This is a genomic window from Virgibacillus sp. LDC1 (assembly GCF_025792345.1).
In the GTDB taxonomy this organism is placed as follows: domain Bacteria; phylum Bacillota; class Bacilli; order Paenibacillales; family Paenibacillaceae; genus Paenibacillus_AQ; species Paenibacillus_AQ lautus.
Window position 1 is genome coordinate 239,620 of sequence record NZ_JAOXLZ010000002.1, and the last position, 14,994, is coordinate 254,613.

Consider the following 14,994-nt stretch of genomic DNA (forward strand, 5'->3'; position numbering starts at 1 on the left):
TATAGATGGATTGGTGAAAAATGATGAGAATTTCCTTACCCGCCAGAACAGGTTCATCTTATTTGTATAAATCACAATTAAAGTTCATTTATCTGCTAGTCATGTTTGCAGTCATTCTGCTCTCCATTATATTTATTGAGTATGAACTGTATTTAAAGACAAATCTGCTTACGTCTTACATTATGTACATAATGATTGGGTTATCAAATATGATCGTTACTTCAAAAGGGATAACCTGGGACAAAATAGTGGGATGGTCATTTTTCGCATATTCTGTAGGTGTGCCATTATACTTGTTAACCGATGGTGGATTGGAAGGATTTATTGGCACAAAAATTCATTTCAATGAAGTTTATACATTTGCCACCGTATCAGAATCACTGTACTATAACTGTTTATTTCTTTCTTTATTTTACTTCTCCTATTTCTTATTTAATAAGAAATCAAGTAAGGATGTGGAAGATACTACACATGAGGAAGTTGACCTGGCCTCAAAAAAATACAATTATTTTCATTCGAGGTTTTTCATTCACTATTGGCTGTTAGCAGCGATGGGCTTATTCTTTTTTGGCTTATACAAAATAGATTATCTTAGTGCAATTAGCGCAGGGTATAGTTTAAAGAATGTCGGATATGTGTATTTGTTTACTGCAGTATTTGCAATCGACATAGGGACATTAATTCTAATACGAGTGACAGGTTTCCAAAAAAAATATTTATTGTTTGCTGGATTATTTCATTTATTATTGTTTCCTCTAGGAATTAGGCAATTAACATTCACCTTTATATTCCAGATCGCATTATTGTATAAGTTGGTAAATTACAAAAGGAAACTTAAGACCAAGGAAATTATTTTTGGGATCTCGCTATTGTTATTTCTAGGCTTGATCGGGATGATAAGAAAATCAGGGGGGGAACAGGCCTTTACTTTCCTTTCTCTTCTGAAGGCTCCCATCCGATTTTTCTTTTACGAAACAACCTTTAACTATATTAGTTTTCTGAAGTGTATAGAGCTGTTTAAGGAGCATACAATAAGTTTTTTATACGGAAAAACGTTACTCGATCCTATCGTAGAACAGGTCCCATCCTTTATCTTGAATAACAAAAATAACTATCAGTTTTTTGAACGGTTTATTATGGAGAATGAAGCGTTAGAAAATTTAAAACCGGTCGGAACCGCTCACCTGCTTACAGAGCTTTTTGTGAACGGAGGAATGACTTTTATCATAATTTTTTCATTCGTCATCGGGTATGTCTCTAATACGCTAAATAATAAGATGAGGAAGGTCCTGGCATCGAATCATTATATTGGGCAGATTTTATTTGCTGCTGTTATTCCTTTCGTCATTATTCAACTAAATAGAGGCGGGTTATCTGTATTAACGAAACTATCTTTTCAATTTGCAATACTTCCTGTAATAATATTCCTGATTTTTCGCAGAAGGATTAGGCCATAGTTCTTCCGGTCCATTAAGGGAAGAGATATTATATTGAGGTGAGCGTATGATCAGAACCCTTATCCTTACGAATACGATTGCTCCGTACAGGATTCCGGTCCTAAACAAGCTAAAAGAGCATAAGGAAATTAAGTTACAAGTTTGGTATTTGGAAGAGCGTGAAAAAAATCGGCAATGGAATATAAATCATCAAGAAATTAAATACGATTATCAATGTTTACCTGGGGTTCATACCTATATTCAGAAATTGGATATGGGTGTGCACATTAATCCGGGTATTTTTTTTAAGTTGATTCGAGAAAATCCGGATGTAATTATTACTTCTGGATATGACTCGCTTGGATATTGGTCCGCTCTCGTGTATTGTCGACTATTTAGAAAAAAATTTATTGTATGGTGGGGGAGTACTCTAGACAGTAGCAGGGTGCAGAACACCATGGTAAATCGGGTTCGAAAGTTCTTTTTTAAGTCAGCTGATTCCTTTGTAACTTACGGTACCGAATCTGCAAAATGCCTGAGACATTATGGCGTAGAAGAAAGGAAAATAGTTGTCGGCTACAATACAGTGGATGTTAGATATTATCGTAACAAATATTATGAGAGCCTGGTTAATGAAGGAATGGACTTCATTCAGAGTGATAAGATTAAGATGCTATTTATTGGTCAACTTATTGAGCGAAAAGGATTAGTTCAAATTATAGATGCTCTTCGATTGCTGAATCATTCACAATGGGAATTAAGAATTGTGGGTTCTGGTCCCGATGAACAGAAACTGAAACAAAAAGTTAAGGAGTTTGGTTTAGAAAAACAAATCTACTTTGAAGGATATAAGCAAAAGGAAGAGTTGACGAATTATTTAGTTCAGAGTCATTGTCTGCTTTTTCCTTCATTAATTGAAGTTTGGGGCTTGGTTGTAAATGAAGCACTGGCTTCAAATACATTTGTTCTCGCATCTAAATATGCTGGAGCAACAAAAGATATTATACTGGATCAACAGAACGGTTTGATCATTGATCCGATGGATGAGAATGACTTGCTGAGGGCTTTTCATTGGTTAATGGATCATCAAGATTATGTACGTTCTGGTTGGAAAATGAGCTTAGGGTTATGGAGAAAACTACACCCTAATTCTTATGCTAAGGCTGTTTCAACAGCGATAAAAAAGGTCATTTCGTGAGGTGTGAGAATATGAATAACATACTTTACATTCAGCCTTATGCCAGTCATGTTGGCGGAGTGGATACTGTTCTGCTTCAACTGGTTCAAGGATTGGATAAAAAAAAGTTTAAACCTTATGTTGTATTACCTTCCTCAAGCCCGTATGTTGAAAAGTATGAAGCTGCCGGTGCACAGGTGATTTTTACTACATTAGCTGTTTTTGGCAAACCGACGGATTCCACATACTACATTCGTAATGTAATAAATTTATTTCGTTCTATGAAAGCCCTTAGAGTCATTATTCAAAAGTATAAAATTCATATTATTCATTCTCATAAGATGGAGCTGATGGGGGGAAATATTGTTGGAAAGCTTCTGGGCATTCCGACCCTCCAAACAGTTCATGAATTGCCTAGACAGCCTCTGTTTGCTTATAAATGTGTTGCCTACCTGAATCATTTGTTCAATGACAAAGTAATCGTTTTATGCGACAGAAGTAAAGTAATGTTTAAGTGGGGAAAAGGTTATTCGAAAAAGCTTATTAAAATTTATAACGGTATTGAAATCAAGAAGAATTCTGATAATAAACAGGCAGCCAATGGAGTGAAGCAAGAATTAGGATTAAATAGTGGAGATAAGATTGCAGTTACTGTTGCAAGGCTTTCTCCTATGAAGGGGATAGAATATTTACTTAAAGCAGCGCACATTACTAAACAAACAAACCCAGATGTAAAGTACCTAATTGTTGGTGACGTAGCATTTGAATCAGAGAAGGGGTATAAAGAACAGTTACAAACTTTAGCTAAGGAATTAGATTTGAATAATGTTTACTTCTTAGGGCTTCGCAGAGATGTTCCTGAGTTATTGTTGCAAGCAGATTTGTTTGTACTTCCTTCCGTATATGATATTTTCCCAACCGTGATTCTTGAAGCAATGGCGGCATCATTACCGATTATAGCCACAGATGTTGGAGGCGTTCCCGAAATGGTTACTCCTGACATAGGGTGTTTGGTGCCTCCGAAGAATGAAGAAGCTCTTGCTGAGGCAATTAGATATATCTTTAAAAATGTGGAAGGGAATCAATATGGTATTCATAGTAAAAGACGAGTTCTAGAGCATTTTACTCACGAACAATATTTGAATTCAACATTAAAAGTGTACAATACATTGTTAAGCAATGAAACCATTCCTAATGGGAGAAAGATGGCACATGGAAAATAACAGGATTAGATTAGATCAATATAGTCAAGATGGCTACTCAAGAGGAAAGAGTGGGTGGTTTATATTACTTTGGTGGCTTGTTCAAGGGAGTCTATTTCGATTCTCGTTACATCCTATGTATCAATGGCGTAATTTTCTTTTACGTTTATTTGGTGCTCGTATAGGGAAAGGAGTTCAAGTAAGACCCACAGCAAGATTTACATATCCATGGAAGGTAACTATTGGTGATTATTCCTGGGTTGGTGATCATGTTGAATTCTATAACCTAGATCAAATTGAAGTGGGTGAGCATTGTATAGTATCTCAAAATGCCTATCTGTGTACGGGAACTCATAATATTCATGATGTTAAGTTCGGCTTAATTACAAAACCCATCAAAATTTGTGATGGTGCTTGGATTGCAAGTGATGTTTTTGTTAATCCCGGTATAACAATTGGTGTAATGTCGATAGTAGCTGCAAGAAGCACGGTCACCCGGGATGTACCCTCCAATGAAGTTCATGCTGGATTACCTGCACGTTTCGTCAAGTATAGATTCGAAGTAACGGAAGAGACACAACGATTGAAAGAGGTTCTACTATGAAGCAAAAAATGGTCTTTGTAATCAATTATTTTTATCCTGACTATGCATCTACCGGACAACTTTTAACAGAACTTTGCCTTCATTTACAACATGATTTTGAAATAACCGTTATTGCGGCTCAGCCAGAAGAAGCTAAGGAGGAACATCGCACAAGAAAAAGGTTCGTGAAAGATAAATTGGAGAATATTGATATTATAAGGATTCGGCTTCCAAAGCAAGACAAGCGGAATAAATGGAGTAGGTTGCGATATATTGCGGCTTATTTTTTTTATGCAAATTTATGTGTTTTTAAGCAAAAGGATATTCAGATTCTCTATACGATCTCCACGCCTCCGATACTAGGTGGGCTGATAGGCTCTATAGGTAAATTATTCAAACGGACCAAACATATTTACAATATTCAGGATTTTAACCCTGAACAAGCGGAGGCAGTAAGCTATATAAAAAACAAGTCCCTTTACCGAGTTGCGAGATGGCTGGATACAATGAATTGTAAATATGCGGATCATATAATTACTGTAGGTCACGATATGCAAGAAACATTGTATAAAAGATTGGCTAACCAGGCAATTACCAATAGCACGGTTATTAATAATTGGACGGATGAACAAGAGATTGTTCCTCTCTCGAAAGATCATCCTAAAGTCCACGAATTCATAAAGAGTAACGGTTGGGAAGATAAATTCATTATTATGTATTCGGGGAATATGGGCTTGTATTACGATTTAGAAAACTTGATAAGGATAGCAAAGGATTTATCCAATTATGATGATATTGTCTTTTCTTTTATAGGAGATGGGGCAGTTAAATCCAAAATGGAGACCTATGTGAGACAACATAAATTAAAAAATGTTTTCTTTTTACCTTTTCAACCGAAATCAGAGATTAAATATACATTGAATGCGGCTGATGTACATTTGGTAGTAAACCAAAAAGGAATCAAAGGGGTTTCAGTGCCCAGTAAGATTTATGGTGTCATGGCTGCAGGTAAGCCGATCTTAGGGGTTCTTGAAAAAGGTAGTGAGGCAAGTTTGTTAATTGAAAAAAGTGGTTGCGGTGTTGTTGTGGAGCCACAAAACTATTCAATGATAGTGAAGGAAGTAAGAACTTTCTATGAACTTGAACGTAGTGTGTTAGAGCGCAAGGGCGTACAAGGAAGAGAATATTTAGAAGAGCATTTAAGAAAAGAACAATCGTTGGATAAGTATCGCAGTCTCTTGATATCAATATAAATATGAGGAATATAAGGAGGGGCGAGAATGAAATTAGTCCTGTTATCCGGGGGATCCGGTAAAAGATTGTGGCCCTTATCTAACGATGCGAGATCCAAACAGTTTCTTAAAGTGCTCGAAAATGATAACAACGAGCTTGTTTCCATGGTTCAACGTGTATGGGGACAAATAAAAGGAAACGGTTTGGTAGAATCCTGTTACATCGCCACCAGCAGCTCTCAAATTGAAATTATGCGAAGTCAAATCGGAAATGATATCCCTCTTATAGTAGAACCGGAGCGGAGAGACACCTTTGCGGCTATTATGTTGGCATCTACTTTTTTGTATTCTCATGCCACAGTTGGGCTGGATGAAGTGATTGTCATATTGCCGGTTGATCCTTATGTAGAGAATCATTTTTTTGAATCGATTAAGCAACTAGAAGAGGTACTCAATTGCTCTAATGCTGACATAGCACTTATTGGAGTACAACCAACATATCCTTCTACGAAGTATGGATACATCATTCCCACAAGAACCGATGAACATAATGAGAGAAGTTTAAACGACACATATATGTCAGTTAGTCACTTTCAGGAGAAGCCAACGGAAGCAATGGCAGAACGTTTGATAGATCAAAATGCTCTTTGGAACTGTGGAGTATTTGCTTTTAGGCTTGGTTATGTTATTGAGTTGCTGGAACGTAAAGGACTGCCTATTCAGTTCGAAGAGTTATCCAAGCAATACAATAAACTTCCCAAGATTAGTTTTGATTACGAAGTGCTGGAGAATGCGTCTGAATTAGTGGTTCTTCCTTATGAAGGTTATTGGAAAGATCTTGGGACATGGAACACACTAACGGAAGAAATGCAAAACCATCAAATTGGTAAGGGAATCATAAGTGAAGACTGTTCTAATACACATCTTATAAATGAGATTGACATTCCGGTTTCAATACTTGGGTTATCCAATATAGTTGTAGCAATAAGTCCGGACGGTATTTTAGTATCCGACAAAAGTGCGAGCCCTCGTCTAAAAGACTTTATCAATTTCGACCAGGGACCGATGTACGAGGAACGGCAATGGGGATCAATTCGAATTTTAGACGATAATCAGTACGAAGACGGACGTTGTGTTACAACCAAAAGGGTAAGCATTCAAAAGGGCAAAAATTTGAGTTACCGAATGCATACGAGTCGGGAAGAGGTATGGACTATTGTAAAAGGCAAAGGGGAATTTATCCAAAATGGAAATTTTATGGAGGTGAGTGTTGGGAATGTCCTTCATAATCCTGTGAAAACGCTGCACAGTATTAGGGCTCTATCTGAATTGGAAATCATCGTGGTTCAGAGTGGTGTCAAACAAGAGGAGAATCAAGTCGTTGAGCTATACCATACTTGGGATGAAATAGCACGACATTGCATTAAGGTTTAATCACGACATTTGATGTATGCTTTTTTTGATCAGGTAGTTGTCTATAAAATTCAATCGTATTTATCTCTTGGTATGAGTATTCAAGCCTTTAATCTTGATTCTGTAAAGATGAGGCAGGGAATTCATGCTTTTTTGTCGTGTCTCGCAATAGAAGCAATAAGTAGCCATAATGCTTATATTTGACTCATGAAAAAGTGCTACGGCTAATTACTTTAGGAGGGGCTGGTAGAATGAAACTGGCTGTGATTGGTACGGGATATGTCGGATTGGTATCGGGAGTGTGCTTTTCAGATCTCGGAAATGAAGTTATTTGTGTCGATAAGATGGAAGCTAAAATTGAAATGCTCAATCAGGGGGAAGTACCTATATATGAACCAGGTCTAAAGCAACTCATACATAAAAATATAACTCAGGAGCGTCTGCGTTTCACGACAGATCTAACCGAAGCTGTCCAAAAATCGGATATCATTTTAATTGCGGTAGGTACCCCTTCACTAGCTAGTGGGCAAGCAGATTTAAGTTATATTGAGCAAGCCGCAAAGGAAATTGGCGATTCACTAAATGGTTTTAAAATCATTGTCACCAAGAGTACAGTTCCCGTTGGTACAAATGAGAAGATCCAGAACATTATCTCTTCACAATCACTTTTTCCATTTGAGGTTGCCTCTGTTCCTGAATTTTTACGGGAAGGAACAGCGGTTCAAGACACCCTTTTTCCGGACAGAATTATTATTGGTACTTCTGATGAATATACAAAATTGAGGTTAATTGAACTTCATGCCCCATTAACAAGTAATATATTTGTAACAGATATTCGAAGTGCGGAGATGATTAAATATGCTTCGAATGCGTTTCTTGCCACCAAAATTTCATTTATTAATGAAATCGCTAATATATGCGAAAAGGTGGGAGCTGACGTTACACAGGTTGCCACTGGGATGGGGCACGATAAACGAATTGGCACTTCATTTTTGAAAGCTGGTATTGGTTATGGTGGTTCATGTTTTCCGAAAGACACTCAAGCATTAATTCAGATTGCAGGGCAGATGGATTACGATTTTAAGTTACTCAAATCGGTTGTAGAAGTGAATCGTGATCAACGATTTAATATGATTAGAAAACTCGAATCCGTTTTAGGGGAGCTAGCAGGAAAGACGATTGCTTTGTGGGGGCTTGCTTTTAAACCAGAAACAGATGATGTAAGAGACGCACCTGCTTTTGAAATAATAACTTCTCTTTTAGAGAGAGGAGCAAATGTAAGAACTTACGATCCGATTGCAACGGATAACTTTATCAAAAGCTATAATATTGCAGACATTATGTATTGCCAAGACGCACGTGAAGCAGCTAAAGACGCAGATGCATTATGCATACTAACTGAATGGGGGGAATTCCAAAAAATTGCGCCTTCTCTTATTCAGTCATGGTTAAAACAACCTTATTTAATTGATGGTCGAAATATATATAGCGAAGAAGAACTTGCAGTAACCCAACTGAACTACTATTCCGTAGGAAGACCAAATATGAACAAAGGTGTTAAGGAAATGAGTCCTATTTTATTAATGTAATTAGAGAGAGGTTCTTTCTATGCTTAGTGTTATGAGTGTTGGTAAAAGTGATCTGTCAACTGAACTGTCCTTTATGCTCTATATATTACGCGAAGATGTAACCTTGGAAGAAGAGGAGATGCAAACGTATCTTTCCAATATCGATTGGAGTAAGTTCCTGAATTTAGTGATACATCATCGTGTTTATCCTTTAGTATATATCAAATTGAGTAAAAATGGTTCAAGATTAATTCATGAAAACGTTATGTTGAAGCTTCAACAACTTTATAGGAAAAACACAATAAAGATGTTACAGTTAACGCGAGAATTAGGAACAGCTTGTAAAGCACTTCAAGACAATGGAATTCGATCAATGGTGTTAAAGGGGCCTGTACTTACTCTTCAACTGTATGGAGAGTTATCTCACAGAACCTCTAAGGATTTAGATATCCTCATTTGTTCCAGTGATGTTGAGAAAAGCAAAGAAGTATTAACTCAACTCGGGTATCGTCCTGACAATACAGATGCTCACTTATTTTGGAAAAAGAAATCACATCATATTTCCTTCATTCATTCAGAACATTCTACTCAAATAGAAGTTCATTGGCGACTTAATCCCGAAATAATAAAATCACCTTCATTTGAAGAGCTTTGGCAGAACAAAAAAACAATGACGATTTATGACCAGCAATTTAACCATTTAGGGAATGAAGATTTATTGGCTTATCTTGCTGATCATGGTGCTAGACATGGATGGTTTCGCCTCCGCTGGTTGATTGATATGGATCGATTGTTTCATAATCAAATAGATCCCTCCAAACTGCATAATTACTTCAAACTATATGGAGGGAGAATTTACGTAGAACAAGCCGCTCTATTGAGCAAATTGTTGTTATCATCTATAGTTCCTATAGAAATACAATCGTTAGTAGTGAGTGAGAAAGCAGTCGAACTGGCTCAAATGGCTTTGGAGGGAATAAAAAATAGTAATGATCTACCACAGGCATCTAATCCTAAATACAAACGAAGCATGGTTTCAGCATTGACACTAAAACAGAAAATGCACCTCTTAATAAAGAGACTCCTCCCAAGTTCCTTGGACGCAGAAATTCTTCCTTTATCCAAGCCATTTTATTTTCTGTACATTCCACTTCGGCCTTTCTTATGGTTTTGGAGGTTATTGAGAAAGACTTAATTTAATTCTAGCCAGTCACTTATTAGAAAAGTCTTAATGGGCACCATGAATCTCGTTTAGTTATTGCAATACTAATTTGCTCATCGTGCCCTTTTTCTTTATAAATCCAGACCGAGTAATGGAGTAAATGTAGCTCCTGCTGCTGCCACGTTTCCTGGACAGTTAAAGATAATTGTGATTTTTGTGTTGGTTGATGATTGTGCTTGATCTCTACTCCCCGTTTCACCTGATCCCCAGTGTACCGAAGTAATGTCACATGTTTCAGAGAAATTTTGCCCACCAGGAATCGAGTCTTTTACAACATAGTTGAGGCGTTTTATTACTCGGGATTGTTCACTCCCACCAACACATGTGATGAAAGCTGTGGATATGCACTTATACCCTGTATTGCTAGATGATCCAGGGGCCGTTGTAATGACCATCATAGCAAATCCAAGTTGCCTCTGTTGTTCCAGCGTATTACCGGTAAGCTGCTCGATATCAATGGTTACCATTGATTTTCCATTTGATGATTTTTCAGGTATTATTTGTCTCCCACTAATGCCGAAAGTACGCCTGAACCTACGATATCCATTAGAAAAGAAGCGTTCTAATCGGGAATCGAGCCTTTTATAACCTAATGTTTGGTAGACAGAGTCATCGAAGTCAATCGATATATAAGGGCTATATGGTAACAGATCGGGATTAAACGAAGGTGCGCATGATACAATTCCATTTAGCAAATCAGTGAATCCAAAACAATTTTTAATGCTAATTCTATTGGGAAGGTTAAATAAAATAATATTGGAATCCCTTGATCCTGATGCTGAAGAAAGTAGACAATTCTGTATAGAGATCACATTACCTTCGTTCTTTGATAAATCAAGGACAGGGGGCATGAAATTATATACAATTGGATATCCTCCTCCTCCTTCAGCTCCAAAGCGTGCCCCATCAATAAATAAACCACTATGTTGTCCTGAACTTTCATAGCAATCGATCCACCTAGGATTCGATTCAGGTTGTGGTGGTAGTGGTACGAAAACACCCCCTCTAATGTTAAGAAACCCATCGTTATAGATAGCTGCTCCATCTGAGCCATTATGGGTAATCCAGCAATCATTCATAGAAGTCATGTCACAATAGTTTTTTAAGAAAACGGATGTTTTCCACGATCTGCAATCATTTATGGTTAAAATGGTACTCCGACTTGATGTAAAGCTCCCCGTGTCAACTCCAACGTTACACATGTGGAAGTATAGGCCTTCCAGTTGGATATTAGATACATCAACATTCCCTGTAGTAATATGGAGTGCAGTGTTGTAACCAATAAAACTAAGATTTTTTGCTCTGAATTGGGTTGCTTGATTCGTTGCATCGATACAATCAACTGAATTATCACTGGGGCTGGCTACCAAGTATGTTTGCCCTTCTGACACAAGGTAGATGCCCTTGTATACCTTAATAGGAGCGCTTGTTATATACTTTGCAGCTTTAAATACGACCGATATCGCATTACTGTAATAAGCGCTTCCTCCAATGGAATTATCTCCAATAATTTGTTTCTTAGCATGATCAATCGCTCGTTGAATTCTTTGCGTATCGTCGTTTTCATTTACGTTCCTGGGGAAATTTTCAACATAAACATTACCTGGAACACTATTCATCTCTTTACCAACCCCTCACTGATTGTTGTTATCGTAAGCTGGGTAAATACATTGAATTTTATGATGAATGAACAAATAATCATTTATATTGAATTACATTAGTGTATTACTGATGACGGTAATTAGTGTTAACTGTTGAATAGGCGACTAACGATTTGCTGTTGATTATTAGTCGTAACAACGAGAAGTAAGTTTTACTAGAACCATAAATATATCTAGTTATTATCTTGAAATTGATTGTAGTTAATAAAGTAGGATTTTAATAGCAGGTTGTATACAAATTGGTATGCCGTTGTTATAATTGATACAAATTGTATCTTTGATATTTAAGGAGGACATGTCCATGAGCGTTGATGTCATCACGTCTGAAGATTTGATCATGCAATCCGAAGGTTTTCTGGTCAGTGATATGGATGGCGAGAAGGTGATGCTGAGCATCGAAAACGGCAAGTATTATAATCTGGGACGGATTGGCGGGCGGATATGGGAACTTATTTCGTCTCCCGTCACGATCTCCAATATGGTGGATCAACTGGTATTGGAGTATGAGATCGAGCCGGAGCTCTGTGAGCAGCAGGTGCGATTATTCCTCAAGCAATTAGCCGCGGAAGGCCTTGTTCAGGTGGATAAATAGCAATGGGCCTTTACCGGAAAGCAAGAAGGTATATGTCTTTTCCGATTGCCATAAAGCTTATGTACATTGAAGCTTACTTTTATCTGGCCTGGGGAAGAGTGTTCAAGCTGTTTCCTTTTCAAAAGGTATCTCCGTCTCTGGGAGAACATATGAAGGAGACGCCGTATGCAGGCTATACGGAGCAGGAGCTTTCGCTTGTCCGCCAAATCTCAAGAGCCGTACACGCCATGAGCCGTGTCACATGGTGGGAAAGCCAGTGCCTGGTGAAAGCGGTCGCCGCGATGAAGATGCTGGAGCGAAGAGGGATTTCGAGTACGCTTTATCTGGGAAGCGGCCGGGACGACAAAGGGATGATGGTTGCCCATGCCTGGCTCCGCTGCGGCTCTTACATTGTAACGGGGAGAGAAGGGCACGAAAGGTATGCCGTCGTCGGGATATTCGGTAGGGATATGGGGGCCGGAGGCTTGAATTTGAAGCGGCCATCCGATAAGGAGTTTTTACATTGAAGGATCTCTTTTATTTTATCCGTAAAATGCATGGGATGGCCGGGGTTAAACTCTACCTCAATATGGGTATGATCCTGGTCATCAGTGTTCTGGACGGCATCGGCATCTATTTGATCGTCCCGCTTCTCGGTGTCATTGGTGTATTCCAGACCGATTTGAGCGGGGTGCCGCTCGTCTCAACCTTGATGGACCTTGCGGGTTCATGGTCATTGCAGCTTAATTTGCCGATGGTGCTGGCCCTCTATGTCGTGATTGTGGGCGGGCAAGCCTTGCTGCAGCGCAGCCAGAACCTGTTAAATGCAAAAATATTGCAGCGATTCATTCGTAAACTGCGCATGGAAACGTATCAGGGGTTGCTGCATGCCAAATGGGAGTTCTTCCTGCGCCACCGCAAGTCGGATTTCAACCATGTCATGACCAATGAACTCGGGCGCGTGAATCAAGGCACGTTTTTATTCTTGCAGATGGTCTCGTCTTTCTTGTTCACGATCATTCAGATCGGCCTTGCCCTATGGTTGGCTCCGATGCTGACCTTTATCGTCCTGTTGAGCGGAGGGCTCCTTGCCTTGTTTGGACGCCAATTCATCCGGCGATCGAAGCGAATCGGCGAGCAGACGACAGAGCTGTCGAAATATTATTTTGCGGGCATCAGCGAACATTTCAACGGCATCAAGGATATCAAGAGCAACCGGTTGGAGCCATTTCATATGAACTGGTTTGACAGGCTGTCGCGAAAAATGGAGCACAACTTCATTCAATTTGGCAGAATCAACTCCTTGTCCCAGCTGATTTATCGGCTCGCGTCCGTACTGCTGGTTGCCGGATTTGTGTATTTGGCGCTGGAAGTGCTGCGTACGCCTGCGGAGCAGCTGCTGATGATCGTTCTTATCTTCTCGCGCTTATGGCCAAGATTTATCAGCATTCAATCGAGCACCGAGCAGCTCGTGTCGAATTTCCCGGCCTTCCGGGCGATACGCGAGCTGCAAGCGGAATACGAGGTGGACAGGGAGATTGCCGGATCGATTCCGATGACAGGCAGCGAGCGACATCGGCTGCAGCATGGAATCGATTGTCGTCATGTGGACTATCGGTACGACGCCTCTTCCTCCGTTTATGCTTTGCGAGATATCAACCTACATATTCCTGCCAATCGCATGACGGCCATCGTCGGCAAATCAGGCGCGGGCAAGAGCACCCTTATCGATCTTCTCATGGGGCTGATTCAACCGGAGAGCGGGCAAGTTCTTGTGGACGGCGTGTCCATGGAGGACGAACGTCAGTTGATGTCGCTCCGAGGGGGGATCGGATATGTGGCGCAGGATCCTTTCCTCTTCAATGAGAGCATCCGGGATAACCTGAAGCTGATTGCTCCCGATGCCTCGGATAACGAGCTGTGGGAAGCGCTGAGGTTTTCAGCCTCCGATGAATTCGTGCACGGGCTTCCGCTAGGCCTCGATACCGTCATTGGAGACCGCGGTATCCGCCTGTCCGGGGGAGAACGCCAGCGGATTGTGCTGGCCAGAGCTATCTTGAAGAAGCCTTCGATTCTTGTGTTGGATGAAGCGACAAGCGCCCTTGACAGTGAGAACGAGCAGCGGATACAAGAAGCGCTGGAACAGCTGAAAGGGAGCATGACAATCATCGTGATCGCCCACCGACTGTCCACCATACGCCATGCGGATCAGGTCATCGTGATGGAGCAAGGGCGGGTTATCCAGCAGGGGGGCTATCAGCAGCTGGCCCAGGACCACAAAGGCACTTTCCGGCAGCTGCTCAGTTATCAGACAGGTGCTCAGATGTAAACCCTGATGGGATGCATAACATTGCTGTATTCGCGAAACATTTTTAAAGCTGTAACTTTGGGCCATTTCCCGGTATTCTGCCGGGGAATGGCCTTTTTTTGCATAAACCTGTCTTTAGCTAGCAGATTAACCCTGCTACCGGCCTCCTGATTAATATCCCTAAGCGGGCATCGTTAAAATTCATCTTACCCATCCCTTTTTATGAATCATCACCCAAGAAATAAGACGTTTGCTATTTTGGATCGGTTAGGTTATAATAAGTTTATTGGGATTTTGACCTGAGATTCACATATTGCAGAGGGTTATTATTTTGATTAGGAACCTTGTGCAATATGTGAATTTTTTGTTTTTTAACCAAAAATGAGAAAATCATATAAATTTAGGAGGTGTTTCTATGCAAACAGGAACAGTAAAATGGTTTAACGCAGAAAAAGGCTTTGGTTTCATCGAGGTTGAAGGTGGCGAAGACGTATTCGTACACTTTAGTGCAATCACTGGTGACGGCTTCAAGTCGCTTGATGAAGGACAACGTGTTGAATTTAACGTAGTTCAAGGCAACCGCGGACAGCAAGCCGAGAACGTTGTAAAACTGTAGATTCG

At 39.8% G+C, this 14,994-nt stretch carries 13 protein-coding genes; 12 read left to right on the forward strand and 1 reads right to left on the reverse strand.

The window, feature by feature from the left end:
* The first annotated feature begins 23 nt into the window (after positions 1-23).
* From OHJ21_RS21805 to OHJ21_RS21840, 8 genes are all read left to right on the forward strand, one after another.
* Entirely contained in the window at positions 24-1,457 is a 1,434-nt protein-coding gene (locus OHJ21_RS21805) for a hypothetical protein (protein WP_486021119.1), read from the forward strand.
* A 148-nt stretch (positions 1,458-1,605) separates the two neighbouring features.
* Entirely contained in the window at positions 1,606-2,634 is a 1,029-nt protein-coding gene (locus OHJ21_RS21810) for a glycosyltransferase family 4 protein (protein WP_486021120.1), read from the forward strand.
* Between the two features lie 11 nt (positions 2,635-2,645).
* Positions 2,646-3,836 carry a glycosyltransferase family 4 protein gene (locus tag OHJ21_RS21815; protein WP_100539725.1) on the forward strand — a complete coding sequence of 397 codons (1,191 nt, stop codon included), beginning with the start codon at positions 2,646-2,648 and terminating at the stop codon, positions 3,834-3,836.
* A complete protein-coding gene (locus OHJ21_RS21820) occupies positions 3,826-4,419 on the forward strand; it encodes a WcaF family extracellular polysaccharide biosynthesis acetyltransferase (RefSeq protein WP_486021121.1) in 594 nt (197 codons plus the stop codon). Before OHJ21_RS21815 ends, OHJ21_RS21820 begins: the two co-directional genes overlap by 11 nt.
* A complete protein-coding gene (locus OHJ21_RS21825; protein WP_100539727.1) occupies positions 4,416-5,651 on the forward strand; it encodes a glycosyltransferase family 4 protein in 1,236 nt (411 codons plus the stop codon). Before OHJ21_RS21820 ends, OHJ21_RS21825 begins: the two co-directional genes overlap by 4 nt.
* Before the next feature lie 27 nt (positions 5,652-5,678).
* A complete protein-coding gene (locus OHJ21_RS21830) occupies positions 5,679-7,064 on the forward strand; it encodes a sugar phosphate nucleotidyltransferase (RefSeq protein WP_100539728.1) in 1,386 nt (461 codons plus the stop codon).
* 230 nt (positions 7,065-7,294) lie between these two features.
* Positions 7,295-8,632, forward strand: coding sequence for a UDP-glucose dehydrogenase family protein (locus OHJ21_RS21835; protein ID WP_100539729.1), 1,338 nt, complete (start codon positions 7,295-7,297; stop codon positions 8,630-8,632).
* Positions 8,633-8,663: 31 nt separating this feature from the next.
* Positions 8,664-9,806, forward strand: coding sequence for a nucleotidyltransferase domain-containing protein (locus OHJ21_RS21840; protein ID WP_486021122.1), 1,143 nt, complete (start codon positions 8,664-8,666; stop codon positions 9,804-9,806).
* A gap of 98 nt (positions 9,807-9,904) precedes the next feature.
* Here OHJ21_RS21840 and OHJ21_RS21845 read toward each other — a convergent pair whose 3' ends face one another.
* Positions 9,905-11,452 carry a hypothetical protein gene (locus OHJ21_RS21845; protein ID WP_486021123.1) on the reverse strand — a complete coding sequence of 516 codons (1,548 nt, stop codon included), beginning with the start codon at positions 11,450-11,452 and terminating at the stop codon, positions 9,905-9,907.
* Positions 11,453-11,795: 343 nt separating this feature from the next.
* On the opposite strand from OHJ21_RS21845, the gene OHJ21_RS21850 reads away from it, so the two are divergent.
* The 4 genes from OHJ21_RS21850 (at position 11,796) to OHJ21_RS21865 (ending at position 14,989) form a co-directional block, all read left to right on the forward strand.
* On the forward strand, positions 11,796-12,086 hold the full coding sequence (locus OHJ21_RS21850) for a lasso peptide biosynthesis PqqD family chaperone (RefSeq protein ID WP_100539732.1): 291 nt from the start codon (positions 11,796-11,798) through the stop codon (positions 12,084-12,086).
* A 59-nt stretch (positions 12,087-12,145) separates the two neighbouring features.
* A complete protein-coding gene (locus tag OHJ21_RS21855; RefSeq protein WP_486021124.1) occupies positions 12,146-12,592 on the forward strand; it encodes a lasso peptide biosynthesis B2 protein in 447 nt (148 codons plus the stop codon).
* Complete coding sequence (locus tag OHJ21_RS21860) at positions 12,589-14,394, forward strand: ABC transporter ATP-binding protein (RefSeq protein ID WP_100539734.1); 1,806 nt, start codon at positions 12,589-12,591, stop codon at positions 14,392-14,394. The genes OHJ21_RS21855 and OHJ21_RS21860 overlap by 4 nt, the downstream gene beginning before the upstream one ends.
* A 394-nt stretch (positions 14,395-14,788) precedes the next feature.
* Positions 14,789-14,989 (forward strand): cold-shock protein, encoded by a 201-nt coding sequence (locus tag OHJ21_RS21865; RefSeq protein WP_006207692.1) that lies wholly within the window; start codon positions 14,789-14,791, stop codon positions 14,987-14,989.
* Positions 14,990-14,994: the final 5 nt, after the last annotated feature.